14 protein-coding genes are annotated in these 18,292 nt (G+C 69.4%); 8 read left to right on the top strand and 6 right to left on the bottom strand.

What is annotated here, in order from left to right; all coding sequences use genetic code 11:
- The first annotated feature begins 14 nt into the window (after window positions 1–14).
- On the top strand, window positions 15–1,592 hold the full coding sequence (gene cydC, locus AVR91_RS26755; protein WP_063272148.1) for a thiol reductant ABC exporter subunit CydC: 1,578 nt from the start codon (window positions 15–17) through the stop codon (window positions 1,590–1,592).
- Here cydC and AVR91_RS26760 read toward each other — a convergent pair.
- Window positions 1,571–2,512: a glucosyl-3-phosphoglycerate synthase gene (locus tag AVR91_RS26760; protein WP_063272149.1), complete on the bottom strand. Its 942-nt coding sequence runs from the start codon at window positions 2,510–2,512 to the stop codon at window positions 1,571–1,573. The genes cydC and AVR91_RS26760 overlap by 22 nt on opposite strands.
- A 51-nt stretch (window positions 2,513–2,563) precedes the next feature.
- On the opposite strand from AVR91_RS26760, the gene AVR91_RS26765 reads away from it, so the two are divergent.
- Entirely contained in the window at window positions 2,564–3,238 is a 675-nt protein-coding gene (locus AVR91_RS26765; RefSeq protein WP_016331431.1) for a lysophospholipid acyltransferase family protein, read from the top strand.
- Window positions 3,239–3,714: 476 nt separating this feature from the next.
- Here AVR91_RS26765 and AVR91_RS26770 read toward each other — a convergent pair whose 3' ends face one another.
- The 3 genes from AVR91_RS26770 to AVR91_RS26780 form a co-directional block, all read right to left on the bottom strand.
- Window positions 3,715–4,293: an LOG family protein gene (locus tag AVR91_RS26770; RefSeq protein WP_063272150.1), complete on the bottom strand. Its 579-nt coding sequence runs from the start codon at window positions 4,291–4,293 to the stop codon at window positions 3,715–3,717.
- On the bottom strand, window positions 4,293–5,078 hold the full coding sequence (locus AVR91_RS26775; RefSeq protein ID WP_016331429.1) for an LOG family protein: 786 nt from the start codon (window positions 5,076–5,078) through the stop codon (window positions 4,293–4,295). Before AVR91_RS26775 ends, AVR91_RS26770 begins: the two co-directional genes overlap by 1 nt.
- 112 nt (window positions 5,079–5,190) lie before the next feature.
- Window positions 5,191–7,053: a glycoside hydrolase family 9 protein gene (locus tag AVR91_RS26780; protein WP_063272151.1), complete on the bottom strand. Its 1,863-nt coding sequence runs from the start codon at window positions 7,051–7,053 to the stop codon at window positions 5,191–5,193.
- 176 nt (window positions 7,054–7,229) lie between these two features.
- Here AVR91_RS26780 and AVR91_RS26785 point away from each other — a divergent pair, with 176 nt between their 5' ends.
- The 4 genes from AVR91_RS26785 to AVR91_RS26800 all read left to right on the top strand — a co-directional run bounded on the left by AVR91_RS26785 (window position 7,230) and on the right by AVR91_RS26800 (window position 14,034).
- Window positions 7,230–8,555 (top strand): helix-turn-helix domain-containing protein, encoded by a 1,326-nt coding sequence (locus AVR91_RS26785; protein ID WP_063272152.1) that lies wholly within the window; start codon window positions 7,230–7,232, stop codon window positions 8,553–8,555.
- Window positions 8,556–8,832: 277 nt separating this feature from the next.
- Entirely contained in the window at window positions 8,833–11,100 is a 2,268-nt protein-coding gene (locus AVR91_RS26790; protein WP_143254098.1) for a M4 family metallopeptidase, read from the top strand.
- A gap of 88 nt (window positions 11,101–11,188) precedes the next feature.
- A complete protein-coding gene (locus tag AVR91_RS26795) occupies window positions 11,189–12,775 on the top strand; it encodes a M28 family peptidase (RefSeq protein ID WP_063272153.1) in 1,587 nt (528 codons plus the stop codon).
- 203 nt (window positions 12,776–12,978) lie between these two features.
- Window positions 12,979–14,034, top strand: coding sequence for a chitinase (locus tag AVR91_RS26800; protein ID WP_063272154.1), 1,056 nt, complete (start codon window positions 12,979–12,981; stop codon window positions 14,032–14,034).
- A gap of 159 nt (window positions 14,035–14,193) precedes the next feature.
- Here AVR91_RS26800 and AVR91_RS26805 read toward each other — a convergent pair whose 3' ends face one another.
- Complete coding sequence (locus AVR91_RS26805) at window positions 14,194–14,955, bottom strand: DUF3152 domain-containing protein (protein ID WP_063272155.1); 762 nt, start codon at window positions 14,953–14,955, stop codon at window positions 14,194–14,196.
- A 111-nt stretch (window positions 14,956–15,066) separates the two neighbouring features.
- On the opposite strand from AVR91_RS26805, the gene AVR91_RS26810 reads away from it, so the two are divergent.
- Together AVR91_RS26810 and AVR91_RS26815 are read left to right on the top strand one after the other, a co-directional pair.
- Window positions 15,067–16,320: a helix-turn-helix domain-containing protein gene (locus AVR91_RS26810; protein ID WP_063272156.1), complete on the top strand. Its 1,254-nt coding sequence runs from the start codon at window positions 15,067–15,069 to the stop codon at window positions 16,318–16,320.
- The gene (locus AVR91_RS26815) at window positions 16,317–17,204 is read left to right on the top strand and encodes an aminoglycoside phosphotransferase family protein (protein WP_083737748.1); all 888 of its coding nucleotides are present in this window, start codon (window positions 16,317–16,319) and stop codon (window positions 17,202–17,204) included. Before AVR91_RS26810 ends, AVR91_RS26815 begins: the two co-directional genes overlap by 4 nt.
- Here AVR91_RS26815 and dapE read toward each other — a convergent pair.
- Window positions 17,197–18,270 carry a succinyl-diaminopimelate desuccinylase gene (dapE, locus tag AVR91_RS26820; protein WP_063272157.1) on the bottom strand — a complete coding sequence of 358 codons (1,074 nt, stop codon included), beginning with the start codon at window positions 18,268–18,270 and terminating at the stop codon, window positions 17,197–17,199. The genes AVR91_RS26815 and dapE overlap by 8 nt on opposite strands.
- Window positions 18,271–18,292 lie beyond the last annotated feature (22 nt).

Consider the following 18,292-nt stretch of genomic DNA (forward strand, 5'->3'; position numbering starts at 1 on the left):
GAACGGGAACTGGTGTGAACGTCTGGGGTGTGTCCACAAAGGACGTCGTTCGGCTGGCCCGCGCCGGGCTGATCGCGGCCGGGGCCGAGCTGGCGGGACTGGCGCTGATGGCCACCGCCGCGTGGCTGCTGCTGAAGGCGGCCGAGCAGCCGCCGCTGGCGTCGCTCACCGTGGCGATCGTCGCCGTGCGGACACTGGCGTTGCTGCGCGGCGGGCTGCGGTACGCGGAACGGCTCGCCGGGCACGAGGTCGTCCTGCGTTATCTCGGCTCCTTGCGGACCCGGGTGTACACGTCGCTGCTACCGCACCGGGTCTCGCGGCATTCGGGCGGCGATCTCGTAACCCGGCTGGTGTCCGATGTGGACGCCGTGCAGGACGCGATCCTCCGCTGCTTACTGCCCGCCGGTGTCGCCGCCTTCGTCGGCGCGGCGGCGACGACGGTCGCGCTGATCGCCAGCCCGGCCGCCGGGCTCGTGCTGGCACTCGGTCTCGCCGTCGCCGGGATCGGCCTGCCGTGGCTGTGCGTGCGGATCACCCGCGCGGCGGCGGAGGCGAGCGCTCCGGCCCGCGCCGATCTCGCCGAGCGGACGGTCGAGCTGATCACCGGGCGCCGCGAGCTGATCGCCTACGGCATCCACGAGTCCACTGTGGACGCAGCGCACACCGCTGTCGATTCCCTGGCTTCGCGGGATCGGGCGACGGCGAACCGCACGAGCCTGCTGACCGCGGCCGGGATCCTCGTCCAGCTGCTGACCTGCGTCGCGATCGCGCTGACCGCCGGGGTTTCACCGCCGCTGACCGCGGCACTGGCGCTGGGCGCACTGGCCGTGTTCGAGCTGGTCCTCCCGTTGACCGCGGCCGCCCAGCGCTGGGTCGAGGTCCGCGCTTCGGCCGAGCGGGTGCGCTCGCTGCTGACCGAACCGCCGCCCGCACGCGGGACCGCTACGCCCGAACCCGGGCATCTGCGGCTCGAAGGCGTCGGCGTTCGTTTCGCGGGCAGGGCCCCGGCGCTGGACGGCGTCGACCTCGACCTGCCGCCGGGCAAGCGGCTCGGGATCGTGGGGCCGAGCGGGGCCGGGAAGACGACGTTGCTGAACGTCCTGCTGGGTGCCGTGGCACCGACGTCCGGACGCGCCCTGCTGAACGGGAAGCCGCTGGAGACCTACGACCCGGCGCTGCTGCCGTCGGTGATTTCAGGCGCGCTCGCGGACGCGCACGTCTTCCATACGACGGTCCGCGAGAACCTGCTGCTCGCGAAACCCGGCTCGTCCGACGCCGAACTGCTCGACGCGTGCGCCACGGCCGGTTTCGATCTGCCGCTGGATCGCGAAGTCGGCTCCGACGGCGACGCGCTGTCCGGTGGGCAACGCCAGCGGCTCATCCTGGCGAGAGCAGTGCTCTCGGCGCCGCCGGTCCTCGTCCTGGACGAGCCGGTCGAAGGGTTGGATCCGGAACACGGCGACGCCGTCCTGGCCGACGTACTCGCCGCCGCGCGCGGCACCGTGGTCCTGGTGACGCATCGTGAGTCCCAGGTCGCCGGGTTCGACGAGGTCCTTCGTATGAGTACCAGTCAGGCGCAGCCTGTCCCTTGAGGGTGGTGGTGGGGCGGGGTCCGGGCTAGGCCGCGCACCTCGCGCATCGGCGGCCGGTCGCTGACCGACACCTCGGCGACCTCCGGCAGCCATTCGTCACCCACCTGCGCGAACTGGGTGAGCTGGGCCGGGTCGTCGGATTTGACGCCGCAGCGCGCGAGCGCCGTCCCGAGGATCTGGCGCGCCATCACACCCAGCTGAAGCAGCGAGCGGTTGCGATGCTTGCGTACGCCGAGGTTGACCTGAGCGAGCCCTTCGAGGCCGTAGCGCGCTTCGGCGTCGAGGATGAGCCCGATCTCGACGCCGTACCCGGCCGCGAAGGGCACCGACTCGAGGAACTCGCGCGTCGCGGCGTACTCGCCGCCAAGGGGCTGGATGAGTCCCGAGAGTGACGGGCGCAGCGCCGAGAGGACCGGTCGCGCCAGCAGCTCGGTGACCCGGCCGCCGCCGCTGCTCTCCAGCCGCAGCGGCCGCCGGTAGAAGCCCTTGACCAGGTGGACGCCGTCCTCGCAGAGCAGGGGCCCGAGGAGGGTCGGCACGAACGCCGGATCCGGGTCGACGAGGTCGGAGTCGAGGAACACGACGACGTCACCGGTCGTCGCGGCCAGCGACCGCCACAACACCTCGCCCTTGCCCGGGACCGGTGGCAGGCCGGGGAGCACGTCCTCGCGGTGCACCACGCGCGCACCGGCGCGGGCGGCGAGCTCGGCGGTGGCGTCGGTGGACCCCGAGTCCATCACGATCAGCTCGTCGACGACCGTGCCCAGCAACGGGCGGACCGTGCCGACGACCTCGGCGACGGTGTCCTCTTCGTCGAGCGCCGGTAGCACGACCGAAACCGTCCGGTCACCCTTCGCAGCGACGATGTCCTCGACCGTCCAGCCCGGGTTCTGCCAGGTGCGCCGCTCGAACCAACTCATGAGTAGTGATCGTGCCATGCTGGAGTCCGACACCCTGTCGATGGAGGAACCTTGCTACCGCTGCTCGTCCGTTTCGTGCTCGGCCCGCTGGTCAGAGCGCTGTACCGCCCCGAGATCCGCGGCGTGGAGAACATCCCCGCCACCGGGCCGGTGCTGCTGGCACCCAACCATCGGGCGGCGCTGGACACCGGCGTGATCACTTTCACGGCGATGCGGCAGGTCAAGTTCCTCGGCAAGGCGGAGTACTTCACCGGCCGCGGGCTCAAGGGCAAACTGATGGCCGGTTTCCTGGGCGGCCTCGGCTACGTCCCGGTCGAACGCGGCAACGCGCAGGCCGGACTCGCCGCGCTTGAAGCGGCGCGGAAGGTGCTCGACGCGGGCGGCGCGTTCGCGATCTATCCCGAAGGCACCCGCTCGCTGGACGGGCGGCTGCACCGCGGGCACACCGGTGTCGCGGCGCTGGCGCTGGCGACCGGGGCGAAGGTGGTGCCCGTCGCGCTGACCGGGACCGAAAACCTGCAGCCGGGCGGTAAGCGGATCCCGCGGCGGGCGAAGATCACGGTGACCTACGGTGCACCGTTGGACTTCTCGCGGTACGAGGGACAGGACTCGTCGCCGGCGATCCGGCGTTCGGTGACCGACGAGATCATGTACGCGATCCTGGAGCTTTCGGGGCAGGAGTACGTCGACTCGTATCACAAACGGCCTGATCAGAGCGCTGCTTGACGGTCGCGGCGGGGCGCGGGTGGTAGCAAAGGTCCCTTGCTCCCCCGCTGCTCGTGGCTCCCCCTTGCCGCTGCAATGAAAGTGTCTTTCCTTGCAAATTTTGCAAGGAAAGACACTTTCATTGCACGCGAGAGTTGGACTAAAGGGACATTTGACGCATTCCGGTGCGGCTGGTGCTGGGTGGAGTGCCGTGAAGGCCTCCTTCCCTACCCTCAAGGTAGTGAAGGAGGCCTTCACGGACTCTGGGTCCCTCAAGGGGTCCTTCACGGACTCGCCGCACCACCTCACGAACCCCAGATGCCCCAGTGACCCCACACGTCACAAGCAGCGCGCGTGAAGGCCCCCTTCCCTCGGCTGAGCCGAGGAAACTCGCCCTTCGCGGCAGCCCCAAGTACATGAAGGACCCCGTCACGGCGCTAAACGCAATGAAGGGGTCCTTCACGTACCCGAGGAGCAGCCGAAGCCAACCCGAAGCCCTACTTCGCCCACTTAGGCCGAGGCGGAGGCACGTAGTCCACGAAGCCATCGAGAAGCACCGAAGCGTCCGAGTCGATCGAGAGCATGTCCCGGTACCCGGCCGACAGGAAACCCTCCGACACCATGTGGTCGGCGAACTTCAGCAGCGGCGCGTAGTACCCGCCGACGTCGACCAGCCCGATCGGCTTCTCGTGCAGCCCGAGCTGGGCCCACGTCCACACCTCGAACAGCTCCTCCAGCGTCCCCGCACCGCCGGGCAGCGCGAGGAAGCCGTCGGACAGCGCCGCCATCTTCGCCTTCCGCTGGTGCATGTCGGCGACGACGTGCAGTTCGGTCAGGCCGGCGTGCGCGATCTCGACACTGCCCAGCGCCTCCGGGATCACGCCGATCACCTCGCCGCCCGCGGCCAGCGCCGCGTCCGCGACGACGCCCATGGTCCCGACCGACGCCCCGCCGTAGACCAGCCCGATCCCTCGCGAGGCCAGCAGCGTGCCCAGGGCCCGCGCCTCGTCGGCGTACCTCGGGTCGAAGCCCATCGAAGAGCCGCAGAAGACGCAGACCCGGCGCGGCGCCGCCATCAGTGGGTGTCCTCCCACGCCTGGTACGACTCCTGCACGACACGCACGGCGTCGTCGATGTCGTCGGTGACGTGCAGCAGGTCGAGGTCCTTCTCGCCGATCTTGCCCTCGGCGAGCAGCGTCTTGGCGATCCAGTCGTACAGGCCGCCCCAGTAGTCGCTGCCGAACAGCACGACCGGGAACTTCGTGACCTTCTTCGTCTGCACCAGGGTGAGCGCCTCGAACAGCTCGTCGAGCGTGCCGAAGCCGCCGGGCAGGCAGATGAACGCCTGCGAGTACTTGATGAACATGGTCTTGCGGGCGAAGAAGTACCGGAAGTTGACACCCAGGTCGACCCACGGGTTCAGCCCCTGTTCGAACGGCAGCTCGATGCCGAGGCCGACGGAGAAGCCGCCCGCCTCGTTGGCGCCGCGGTTCACCGCTTCCATCGCGCCGGGGCCGCCGCCGGTCATCACCGCGAAGCCCGCGTTCGCGAGCGCGGCGCCGATCTTGCGGCCGAGTTCGTACTCCGGGTGCTCCCGTTTGGTCCGCGCGGAACCGAACACCGTCACCGCGCGCGGCACCTCGGCGAGCGCGCCGAAGCCTTCGACGAACTCCGCCTGGATCCGCAGCACGCGCCACGGGTCGGTGTGCACCCAGTCGCTCGGACCCCGCGAGTCCAGCAGGCGCTGGTCGGTGGTGCTGCCCTGGTCACGGCGATCCCGCCGCAGCACGACCGGGCCCTTGTGGCGCTCGATCGGACGTTCCGGGTACTGGCCGTCGGGGAACTCGCTTGTCTCACTCACCCCGCCAAGACTACGACGTCGTCACCGTCCGGAGCGGCGGCATCGCCGCGAACAGGAGTTGTCGGGTACGCGAACGCGGGGCCCGCCGGTGAGCGGGCCCCGCGAGCACGCCTCAGGAACGTCCGGTCAGCGCGAACGCGAGCATGGCCGTCGAGGTGAAGTCGATGGCGGGCTCGTTGCTCGGCCACGAAGCGAGGTCGTCGGCGTAGCGGGACTCGGGGGTGTCGAAGGCGTCGAAGGGCTTCTTGCAGTCCTTCGAACCCGGCGGGAGCTCCATGTGCTCGAAGTTCTCCGCCCCGTTCGGGCCGTTCACGACGGCGCCGTAGAGCAGCTTCTCCTCGCCGGCGAGGTTCGCCGCCTGGTGGTGCGGGCACCGTGGGTACGTGGTGCCGACGCCGACGACCAGCGAGATGCCCCAGGCGTTCGCGCCGAGGGTGAAGTTCCGCTGCTGCGAGCCGAACGCCGCGTACCGGCGGTCACCGGTCAGGTCCGCGTACAGCCGCTCGGTCGCGGCGAACCCGAAGCTCTTGCTGGCCGCGTCGAATTCCTTCACCGAGACGGCGGTCCGGAAAGGACTCTGAGCCGCGCTCGCGACACCCTCGTCGAGCTGACGGCGAAGGTCACCGATCAGCTCCTTCGGGCCCAGCGCCGCCCCCGGGACATCGTGCCGCAGGAGCTTCGCCAGTTCGGCGTGCGCCAGCGCGCTGGTGTCGTACAGGTTGAGCGTGCTCTTCTCTTCGACGTCGATGTAGGCCTTCGCCCAGTGCGCCGCCTGCCGCGTCCATTCGGCCGCCCGCGGGTCCCGCAGGGCCTTGGCCGCCAGGGCGAGCTGCGTCGCGCCGAGTTCCATGTCGTCCCGCCAGGACGATTCCGGGTAGTACGCGTGCGGGAACGCCGTGACCAGTTCGCCGACGTTCTCGGTCTTGGCATGCGCGAAAACCGAAGCGGCCTCGGCGAAGTACTTCTTCGCCAGCGAAGGGTTCCGCTTGGCCTCGACCTGCGCGCCGAGCGCGAACGCGGCGGCCACGCGGCCGGCGAGGTTCGGGCTGAGCGCGGAACCGCCGGGGTTCGCCGGGAAGACCGGCCGGTGCTTCACGAAGTACTTGGGGTCGCCCGGCTTCACGTCGAGCGGGTCGTCGTCGTGCGGGTTCCGCCAGACGTCGTGGTCACCGAGAAAGCCGAACTTGTCGCTGCCCGTCCCGATGCCGACCTGGGCGTAGAGCGTCTTGCTCTTCTCGTCCCACATCTTGTCGAGCCAGTCGAGACCGAGCTTGACCTCCTTGGCCAGCACCCGGTCGTAGTCCTCGCGGAGCACGTATCCCAGCTCTGCCAGCGAGTAGGCCGTGTTGGAGGTGAACTTGACGAAGTCGCCCGCGTCGACCCAACCGCCCTCGACGTCGACCGGCCCGCCTGACGGCTTCAGCGGTTCGGTGATCTCGTCGCCGAATTCACCGCCGAACGCGGGCCATTCGTAGACCGTGGCCTGTTTGTCGGCCAGATGCGAGGGTTTGCGGTCGAGCCTGCCGGGGATGATGTCGTCACCGTCGCGCTGTGCCTGGAAGAACTCGTTGGTGGCGCGCACGAGCGGGGTGAAGAGCCGGTCCTTGGTGTCCACCCGGAACGTCGGCGACGTCGCCTTGGTCTCGCCGGTGACCTCGATCCGGTACTTGCCCGGCATCCAGACCTTCGACAGGTCCAGCTGGTACACCGCCGGGTATTTCGCGTTCCACGCGCCGAGCGACTGGCCGGTCCGTCCACGATGGACGGTCCGGCCGCGTTCGTCGATCACCGAGAACGAACCCGGCGCGCTGGAGAGGAGATAAGCGTGCTTCGTCTCGGTGATGCCGTAGCCGACCTGGTCGACCCGGACCTCACCTTGCACCGCCGCCGCGGCCGAAACCGCCGGAACCGTCAAACCCCCGAGGACCAGTGCCGAAACCGCGGCCACCGTCCGGGACCAGGAACTCACCATCATCGGCGCCCCGCTCGTGAATTAGTTAAGAAAGTTTCCTTTTTATGGCGCAAGACGCTAGCGCCCGGAAGCCCACCAGTCAATATGTCCGTTTCAGCGGTCGAAAGTCACCGGATCCGGGCGTTGTTGGCGGGTATCTGTCCTGCTCAACCCGGATCCCGGCCGGGAAATCGTCTACCGTGGTCGAGGTGCCGTCCAGCGGGGCAGAACCACTCGGCGCGCGGATCCGGCGGTTGCGCCGGGCACGCGGGCTGACCCAGCGCGAGCTGGCCGAGCCCCGCTACGACCGCGGCTTCCTCGCCAAGGTCGAGTCGGGCGGCCGTCTGCCCTCAGACGACGTGCTCTCCCACCTCGCGCGTCGACTCGGACTCACCCCGGACGAGCTCCGCTTCGATCGGCCGCCGGGCGCCGCCGAAGAACTCACCGACGCGCTCGAGACCGCGTATCGCGAGCTGCAGAAGGGCGGACTCGAAGTCGCCGAGCGCGAATTCGCCCGCGTCGAGCGCCGCGCGGCCGGGTACCGGCTGCCGGACGTCCAATGCCACGCCCGCTTCTATCTCGGCGAAGTCCAGTGGCAGCGCTACGACATCCCGTTGGCGGACAAGGGTTTCGCACACGCCATGGAACTCGCCGACGCCGCTTCGCCCCGGTTGCGCGCGATGATCGTCAACCGGCTGGCCGCCTGCCGCGCGTTGTCGGGTGATCTGGGCGCGTCGGTCGCGCTCGTCGAAACAGCGCTCGCCGATCTTCGCGCCACCGGTGCGACCGATCCGGATGCCGAACTGGCCCTGCTGACCGCGTTGATCCATCCGCTCATCGAAATGGGCGCGCCGCGCCGGGCGCGACGGGCCGCCGAGGAAGGCCGCCGCATCCTCTCTTCCGCTCACCGCAAGGACATCTCCGCGCGCTATCACCGGCAGGCGGCGCAACTGTGGCAGGAGATCGGCCTGGTCGACCGCGCGGAGAAGGACCTTTCACGGGCACTGCGGCTGTTCACTTCGATCGGCTACGACCGTGACGCCGCCCGCAGCCGCTGGGCTCGCGGCTTCCTGTGGCGACGGCTGGGAAAACTCGACGAGGCGCACGCCGAACTACGGCTCGCCCGTGATCTCCTCGCCAAGGCCGGATCACAGGAGGGGGTGCTCGGCGCGACCATCGAGCTCGCCGACGTCCGCCGCCGCCAAGGAGAACTCGACGAGGCGGCCGAACTCGCCGAGGGGATCCGGCCGCTTCTGGATCGATCCCCCGATATCGAGGCGCGGACCGAGGTTCTCCGGTTACTGGGACTCATCGCCCGTGCCCGCGGCGATCTGCCCGAAGCGACCGCGTTGCTCGAAGAAGCCGCCACCGCACAGGAAAAGGCCGAGCTGCGCGGCGCGCTCGTCGCCACCGCACTGCATTTGGGCGACACGTTGCGAGCCCGCGGATTAATCGAAAAAGCGGCGGAGGCCTATCGGCGCGGTGTGCGCGCGGCCGCTATGTCCGATTCCGGGCCGTCGGTCTGAAAACCATACGAAAGTCGCCATATATCGCACATGGCGGGAAAAACTCTTACTACACAGGGATTTCATTCCTTGCATGTGGATCTTCGCCCGGCCCGCTAGGCCATCCGGCCCATTGACGGCCTTGTGAGCGGCTCCTTTACTCGAACGTGTCCATCGGGATAACTCCAGTTATCCGAATGGGCACGCTCCCCGTCCCCCGCCGTGCACCCGCCCCGGTCTGATTCCCCGCCGCGCCACTGGCCGTCCGGGTACGCGGTCCTGCCCATGGAAGGTTCACATGACCGTTCAGCGAGGGCTCAGAACAGGGTTGGCGGCCGTCGCCGGCCTTGCCCTGAGCATGACGTTCCCGGTGACCCCGGCGAACGCGACCACCGCCACCATCCAGCCCGCGAGCCCCGACGCCGTCGCCGCGAGCGCGGCCGACCGGGCCGCCGCGGCCGGGGTGGACCACCTGCGGAAGGGAACCCAAGAGGACTTCCGCCGCGTCGGGCTGACCCAGGGTGGCGGAGGACTGTTCTACGCCGCTTACGAACGAACCTACCGTGGCCTGCCGGTCGTCGGCGGGGACGCGGTGGTGGTGGCCGACGGCGCCGGGCGCGTCCGCGGCACCAGCGCCGCGGAGACCGCGGCGATCTCGGTCGACACCAAGGCCAGGATCTCCGCGGCGAAGGCGACCGAGGTCGCCCGCGGTCAGCTGTCCAAAGTAGACAGCGTGGTCGCGCCGAAGCTCGTCGTGCTGGCGGGGAACTCCCCCAAACTCGCCTACGAGGTCGTCGTCGCGGGCACCAAGGCGACGGCCCCGAGCAACCTGCACGTGTTCGTGGACGGCGTCACCGGCGCGGTGCTCGAAACCCGTGACGACGTCAAGATGTCCAACTTCCCCGCCGCCGCAACGAAGGCCACGTCGAACGAGGTCGGCACGCTGGGCGCCGGGAACAGCTACTACGTCGGCAACGTCACCATCGACACGACGAACTCCGGCGGCACGTACACGATGCGCGACCCGCAGCGCACCAACATCAGCTGTGCCCGCCAGAACGGCTCGCCCTACAGCGGCCCGGACGACAACTGGGGCAACGGCTCCGGCACCGACCTGGAAACCGCCTGTGTCGACGCGCTCTTCGGCGTGCAGACCGAGTGGAAGATGCTGGGCGAATGGCTCGGCCGCAACGGCATCAACGGCAACGGCGGCGGCTTCCCCGCCTACGTCGGCCTCAACCAGGCCAACGCCTACTGGAACGGCTCTTCGACCACCTACGGCCGCTCGCAGGACGGCCAGCGTCAGGCCACCCCGATGGACGTCGTCGCCCACGAGTACGGCCACGCCATCTTCCAGACCACGCCGGGCGGCGCGGGCAGTGGCAACGAGAACGGCGGCCTCAACGAGTCCACCGGTGACATCTTCGGTGCCGTCACCGAGCACTACGCCAACAACGCCAAGGACGTCCCCGACTACGACGTCGGCGAGGGCGTGAACCTGGTCGGCCGCGGCCCGATCCGCTACATGAACCAGCCGAGCCGGATCTCGGGCAACCCCGACTGCTACTCCTCGTCCATCCCGAACACCGAGGTGCACGCCGCCGCGGGCCCGCAGAACCACTGGTTCTACCTGCTGGCCGAGGGCACCGCGCCGGTCGGCAAGCCGGCCAGCCCGACCTGCAACAACACCTCGATCACCGGGATCGGCATCCAGAAGGCCGCGAAGATCTTCTACAACGGCCTGCTGAAGAAGACCTCCAGCTGGAACCACCGCGCGGCCCGCAAGGCCACGCTGGAAGCGGCGCTCGCGCTGTACCCGGGTTCCTGCACCGAGTTCAACACCACCAAGGCGGCGTGGAACGCCATCAGCGTTCCCGCGGCGACCGGTGAACCGGCCTCGTGCACCCCGCAGGGCGACGACTTCTCGGTCGGCGTCACCCCTGCGTCCGGCACGGTCAAGGCGGGCGAGTCGGCCACCGTCACGGTGAACACCGCGACCACCAACGGTGCGGCGCAGACGGTTTCGCTGAGCGCGAGCGGCCTCCCCGCCGGGGCGACCGCGACGTTCAACCCCGCCTCGGTGCAGTCAGGCGCCTCCTCGACGCTCACCATCGCGACGTCGGCGAGCACCCCTGACGGCACCAGCACCATCACGGTGACCGGTACCGCCGCGAGCGGCACGCACACCGCGCAGTACAAGCTCACCGTCGGTACCGGCGGCGACCTGCGGACGTACACCAACGACACCGACTACGCCCTGAACGACTACGGCACGGTGAACAGCCCGATCACCTCCACCGCCACCGGTAACGCGGTGTCCCCGGTGAAGGTGACGGTCACCGGGACGCACACCTGCTCCGAGGACCTCCGCATCAGCCTGAAGGCCCCCGACGGCAGCACGTACTCGGTCAAGCCCACCGGCTCCCTGCCCTGCACCGATCTGGGCACGCGGAACTACTCGGTGAACGTGACCAACGAGGTCGCGGCGGGCACCTGGACCCTCGTGGTCTACGACGCCTACGCGCAGGACACCGGCACGCTCTCCAGCTGGTCGATCACCGTCTGACCCCCGTTCCGTGAAGGCCTCCTTCCCTACTTTCAACGTAGGGAAGGAGGCCTTCACGGACCATCACCCCAGAAAGGAACACCCCGGCATGAAGTGGGGAAAGCGAATAGGAGCGGCCGTCGTCGGTATGGCCGCCGTACTGGGTGTCGTCACCGCGCCCGCGCAGGCGACCACGGCCGCCGCACCGGACATCTCGCTCGCCAACGTCAAGGCGCATTTGAGCGCGTTGCAGACCATCGCCAACCAGAACGGCGGCAACCGCGCCTCCGGACGGCCGGGCTACCCGGCGTCGGTGTCCTATGTGGCGCAGAAACTGCGCGACGCCGGCTACAACGTCACGTTGCAGTCCTGCACGAGTTGCGCGGGTTCGAACCAGAACGTCATCGCGGAATGGCCGCAGGGTGACGCGAGCCAGGTCATCATGCTCGGCGCGCACCTCGACAGCGTCAGCGCCGGCCCCGGCATCAACGACAACGGCTCGGGTTCGGCCTCGATCCTCGAAGTCGCGCTGACGCTGGCCCGTGAGAACCCGGCGATGGCCAAACGCGTCCGCTTCGGCTGGTGGGCCGACGAGGAGTCCGGCCTGCGGGGCTCCAAGTTCTACGTCAACAGCCTTCCGCAGACCGAACGCACGAAGATCAAGACGTACCTGAACTTCGACATGATCGGCTCCGACAACTGGGGCTACTTCGTCTACGACGACGTGGCTTCGGTCAAGGCCGTGTTCGACGAGTACTTCCGCACGATCGGTATCCAGACCGAGGGTGACACCGAGGGCGACGGCCGTTCGGACCACGCGTCGTTCAAGAGCGCGGGTATCCCGGTCGGCGGTCTCGCGACCGGTGCCGGCTACACGAAGAGCGCCGCGCAGCAACAGAAATGGGGCGGCACGGCAGGCAGGCCCTTCGACAGCTGCTATCACCGCGCCTGCGACACGCTGTCGAACATCCCGGACACCCCGCTGGAGAAGAACAGCGACGCGATCGCCTACGCGCTCTGGAAGCTCGCCGTCGGCACGTCGACTGGCCCGGACTTCTCGCTCGGTCTTTCGCCATCCTCCGGCACCGTCCAAGCGGGACAGTCGACGACCGTCACGGTCAACACCGCGACCACTTCCGGTGCGGCGCAAGCGGTTTCACTGAGCGCGAGCGGCCTCCCCGCCGGGGCGACCGCGACGTTCAACCCCGCTTCCGTGCAGTCGGGTGGTTCTTCGACGCTCACCATCGCGACGTCGGCGAGCACTCCCAACGGCACCAGCACGATCACGGTGACCGGTGACGGGACCTCGGTGGACCGCACGGCGCAGTACACGCTCACCGTCGGCGACGTCAGCGTGCGCACGTTCACCAACGGCACCGACTTCGCGCTCAACGACTACGCGACGGTCAACAGCCCGATCACGTCCACCGCGACGGGCACGGCGACCTCGCCGGTGAAGGTGTCGATCACCGGGACGCACACCTGCTCCGAGGATCTGCGGATCAGCCTGAAGGCCCCCGACGGCAGCACGTACTCGGTCAAGCCCACCGGCTCCCTGCCCTGCACCGACCTCGGCACGCGGACCTACTCGGTCCCGGTGACCAACGAGGCCGCTTCCGGCACTTGGACGCTCGTGCTCTACGACGCCTACGCGCAGGACACCGGCACGCTCGACAGCTGGACCATCACCGTCTGACCATCCGAATGGCGAAGGCCATCTCACGAGGACACCCGGCCTCGTGAGATGGCCTTCGTGCGTGGGGGAGAATTTCGGGCAACTCTTCGATATCTGGTCTAGACCACCCGATCGTCGGTAGCGGGGGCCGGGCACCGCGACCTATGTTGAGCCGAACGGCCGCTTCCTGTTCGTTCAAACCGCTTTCGAGATGGGAGCTGGGTATGTTCGGTCGCGTCTCACGGCTGCTCGCAATCACCGGCGCGGCGGTACTCGCCGTCACCACCCTCGTCGCCCTCGGCTCGGCGCAGGCATCACCCGACGCCGAGGTCTGCGCGGTCAAATCGAAGCCGGCGGGCAAGGTCCTGCAAGGCTATTGGGAGAACTGGGACGGCGCTTCGAACGGCGTCCATCCGCCGCTGGGCTGGATCCCGATCACCGACGCCCGGATCAAGGACAACGGGTACAACGTGATCAACGCGGCCTTTCCGGTCATCCTGTCCGACGGAACGGCCAAATGGGAGGATGGGATGGACGCGACTGTGAAGGTCGCGACCCCGTCCGAAATGTGCGCCGCGAAGGACGCGGGCGCGACGATCCTGATGTCCATCGGCGGTGCCACCGCGGGAATCGATCTGAATTCGGCCACCGTCGCGGACAAATTCGTCGCGACCATCGTGCCGATCCTGAAGAAGTACAACTTCGACGGGATCGACATCGACATCGAAACCGGCCTCACCGGCAGCGGGAACATCAACACGCTGTCGGCGTCGCAGAAGAACCTCATCCGGATCATCGACGGCGTCCTCGCCGCGATGCCGCCGAACTTCGGGCTCACCATGGCGCCCGAGACCGCGTACGTCACCGGCGGCAGCGTCGTCTACGGCTCGATCTGGGGCGCGTACCTGCCGATCATCAAGAAGTACGCGGACAACGGCCGGCTGTGGTGGCTGAACATGCAGTACTACAACGGAAGCATGTACGGCTGCTCCGGCGATTCGTACCAGGCCGGGACGGTTCAGGGCTTCGTCGCGCAGACCAACTGCCTCGACAAGGGATTGGTGATCCAGGGCCAGACGATCCGCGTCCCCTACGACAAGCAGGCCCCCGGCCTGCCGGCGCAGGCCGGTGCGGGCGGCGGGTACATGTCGCCGAGCCTGGTTTCCCAGGCGTACCGCAGCATCCCCGCGCTCAAGGGCCTGATGACCTGGTCGATCAACTGGGACGGTTCGCGGAGCTGGACCTTCGGCCGGAACGTGAAATCCCTGCAGGGCCGCTGACCTCCCGTGTCGTCCGTCTGATCACGCGAGTTCCGCCCCCAATCACGTGAGTTCCGCCTTCAATCACGCGAGTCCCGCGTTTCGACCGCCTGGGCTCACCGTGCGGAAACGGCGAACTCGCGTGATCAGAGGCGGAACTCGCGTGATCGAAGGCCGATCTCACGAGTCGCCGCGCGGGATCGGATCGTCGTACTCCCCCGAGGGACCCGTGTACTGCTTCCCATCGGGATAGGGCCACGGATTCGGGGCACAGCCGTGCAGGCCGAGCGTCTGCTGCTGCATCACCGGCGCGAGGGCGCCCGGCACCGGGCATCGTTCGTGGCCGCGCCCGAGCCGGTGCCCGACCTCGTGCGTGACCATGTACTGCCGGTAGACCCCCAGCGGGGCACCGTAGCCGGGCACGCCGTGCGCCCAGCGCGCGACGTTGAGCACGACGCTGTTCCCGTTGCGGCACGAGGTGTAGCCGTCCGGCCTGCCGCACAGCACGTCGCGCGTCTTCGGCGTCGCGAGATAGATCGTGAAATCGACGGGCCCGTCGGGCCCGGCCCGCTGCAGGCGCCACCGTCCGCCGCCGGTCCAGCCGCGCGGATCGGCCAAAGTGGACTCGATCGTCTTGACGAGAGCGTCCTGGCTCACCCCGACGATGTCGGCTTCGGCGGCGAGCCGGTACCGGAGCAACCTCCCGGCGGACCCGGCGACCTGGCCTTCCCCGGTCGGGAACACCCACTGGCCGGATCCCGCCTCCGGGAAGGTGATCTCGGCGGACGGTGGCGCCAGCACGGGCTTGGGCGCGGACGACGGCGTCGTCGAGAGGACGGTGACCGGCACCGGTGTCACCGCGGGAGGGGCGACGGAATGGTCTTCGCAGCCGGCCACCACCAAAGCGCAGACGACGAGGGCCAGCGCCCGGCGCACGGTCATCGGTCCTCCCGGAGGTCTTCGGTCACGTCCGGGGATACGAGCAGGGGCCGGGAGAAGTTGTGGGACCGCGCGCGCAACCTTTCGGCGCGCTCGCCCGTATCGTTCTCGGTCATGGGCGAGGAGGTCGGCGGACGGCTGCGGCGGCTTCGCGCCGAACGCGGCCTCACCCAGCGCGAACTCGCCGAACCGCATTACACCGCCGCGTACGTCTCCTCCGTCGAGACGGGCGCGCGGACACCGTCCGGCGACGCGGTGCGCCATTTCGCCGCCCGGCTCGGCGTGGACACCGGTGAGCTACTGGGCGTGACTTCGCCGCGCGACGACGTCCGGCTCGACCTCGACATCGCGGCGGCCGCGGCGGACTTCCTGGCCGGGCACGGTTCGGCGGCGAAGATGCGACGGCTGGCGCGGCTGGCCGAGAAGAGCGGCCGCGACCGCCAGGCCGGGCTCGCCTGGCTGTGGCTCGCGCGCTTCGCCCGGGACGACACCCTGCCGCGGCTGGTGGCCGCCGCCGAAACCGCGCTCGCCGCCGACATCCCGTCGTACCGGGGGCTGGCCGCCGCGCTGCGGGCGAACGTCCTGGTCGGCCGGGGCGAGCCGCACCACGCGATGCACCTGCTCCGGACGGCGCTCGACGCGAGCCTGGAGCGTCACCCGCATCCGGTGCTCCTGCTGACCCTGCACGCGTACCTCGCCGACGGGCAGCTCCGCCTCGGCGAGACCGCCCAGGCCGCGCGTCACGCCGGAGAAGCACTGCGGCTGGCTCGCGGTGACGAGGAGATCCTGACCGAACTCGCCGAGAACCAGCGGCGGCTGGCCGAGGCGTATCTCGCCGAAGGACGGGTCGCCGACGCCGTCGCCGCCGTGTCGGCGCTGCACGATCTGCTCCACGAGCGCGCCCTGCGCCCGGTGCTGGCCCGGTGCCTGTTCGCGCGAGCGCTGGTCCGGCGGGCCGACGACCTCGAAGGCGCTCTCACAGACCTTCGCGCGTCACGCGCGGCCGCGCCCGACCAGGCTGTCACACTGGAACTCGCCGACGTCTGCCGCGAATTCGGTCGTCTCGACGACGCCGCCGGTCTACTCTCCGAAGCGGCTGAAGCCATCCCTGCGGACTCGCCGCTCTCCGCGTCCCTCGTGTTCCAACAGGGAATGCTGGCGCTGGCTCGCGGAGACCTCGAAGCAGCCGAAGCGGGCTTCGCGCACGCCATCGACGTAGCGGCCCTCCGCGACGCTCGCGGCGTCTTGGCCGCTTCGATCGACAAGGCGGGAGAGCTGCTTCGCGATCAAGGGCGCTTCGAAGAGGCCGCGGACCTACTGCGGCGCGGACTGCTCCTTCTCGGAGCCGAGGAGGACGTTTCCCCGTGACCGATGTGGACTTGGAAGACATCAGCACCCGTCTGGCCGACCGGTTCGGCGCCGACGCCGAAGGGTGGCTCGCCGGCGTCCCCACCCTCGCCGAACAGCTCGCCTCCCGATGGGACTTCGCGCTCGGTGAGTTGTTCGACAGCGGAGCCTCGTCCGTCGTCTTTCGCTGCCGGTGGTCCGACGGGACACCGGCGGTGCTCAAACTCAGCCCGGACGGGCCGCTGCTGACCAAACAGCTCGAAATGCTGCGGGTGTTCGCGCCGTCGGGCCGGGTGCCCGGCGTCCTCGCCGCCGACGCGGACGCCGGCGCGATGGTGCTGGAGGAGATCCGGCCGGGCACCGAAGCCGAGAACCTGCCGCCGTCGACCTTGCCGGGGCGATGGGGAGAGCTGCTCGCCGCCCTGCACGCGGTCGCCCCGCCCGAGGGCTGGCCGTGGAGCCTGCGCGGCCGGTTCGAGGAGTCGTTCGAGCGGATCGGCCGTCGCGTCGCCGAACCGGCCATCGCCGCCCGGATCGGTCCGGCCACCTGGCAGCGCGCGATCGACCGCTGCGAGAGGCTGCTGGACACACAGGCCGGCGTCGTGCTGCTCCACGGCGATCTGCATCTCGGCAACGTCCTGGACGGCGGCCCGCGCGGCCTGATCGCGATCGATCCGAAGGCGTGCGTGGGTGATCCGTGCTTCGACGCCGTCGACTACGTCGTGAGCGGCGCCGGGCGCGAGGGAGTCGAAGCGCGGTGCCAGGTGGTGGCGACGGCGTGCGGACTCGACGGCGACCGGCTGTACGCCTGGAGCCGCGTGGTCGCCCCCATGTTCGCCATCTCGCACCTCACCTACGGCGGCCCGGAGCAGGCTCTCGACGAATACCTCGCGCTGGCTAGCTGAGGAACGCGCGCAGCACCGAGGCGACCTGCCGGATCTCGCCCGCCCGCACGTTCTCCTGGCGGGTGTGCGCGAGCGTCGGGTCGCCGGGTCCGAAGTTGACCGCAGGGATCCCGAGAGCCGCGAAGCGCGCGACGTCGGTCCAGCCCAGCTTCGCGACCGCCTTACCGCCGGCCGCGGCGACCAGCTCGGCCGCCGCGGGTGCGCTCAGCCCAGGCAATGCCCCTGGCGACAAGTCGACAACCTTGACGTCGTAGGCCTCGAAAACCTCGCGAAGGTGCGCCTCGGCCTGCTCGGCGCTCCTGTCGGGCGCGAAACGGTGGTTGATCGTGAGCACGGCCTCGTCCGGCACGACGTTGCCCGCGACACCGCCGCCGATCTTCGTGGCCTGGAGCCCTTCGCGGTAGGTCAGGCCGTCGATGTCGACCACGCGCGGCGTGTACTCGGCCAGCCTGCGCAGCGGTTCGGCGAGCCCGTGGATCGCGTTGACGCCCATCCAGCCGCGCGCGGTGTGCGCGCGGACGCCTTCGACGCGGATCTCGATTCGCATCGTGCCCTGGCAACCGCCCTCGATCCCGCCGTTCGACGGCTCACCGAGGATCGCGAGGTCGGCCTTCAGCCACTCGGGCAGCTCGCGCTCGATGCGGCCCAGACCGTTCTTCGTCGCTTCGATCTCTTCGCAGTCGTAGAACACGAAGGTGACGTCGTGCTTCGGTTCCCGGAGTTCGGCGGCGAGGTGCAGGAAGACGGCGTCACCGCTCTTCATGTCGACGGTGCCCAGCCCGTGCAGGATCTCGTCGTCACCCGTCCCCTCGCGGCGCACGGGCATGTTCTCGTTGACCGGAACGGTGTCGAGATGCCCGGCCAGCAGGACCCGCGACGGGCGGCCGAGGTTCGTGCGGGCGAGGACCGCGTCACCGTTGCGGACCACTTCGAGATGCGGTGCCTGCGCCTCGAGCGCCGCCTGCACGGTGTCCGCGATGACCTTCTCCTCTTCGGAGACACTGAAGATGTCCACCAAGGCGGCGGTGAGGTCGACGGGGTCGGCGTGCAGATCGAGCGAAGGCATGCCCGCACCGTACCGCCGGGCG

Source organism: Amycolatopsis keratiniphila subsp. keratiniphila, assembly GCF_001620365.2.
Lineage (GTDB): Bacteria > Actinomycetota > Actinomycetes > Mycobacteriales > Pseudonocardiaceae > Amycolatopsis > Amycolatopsis keratiniphila.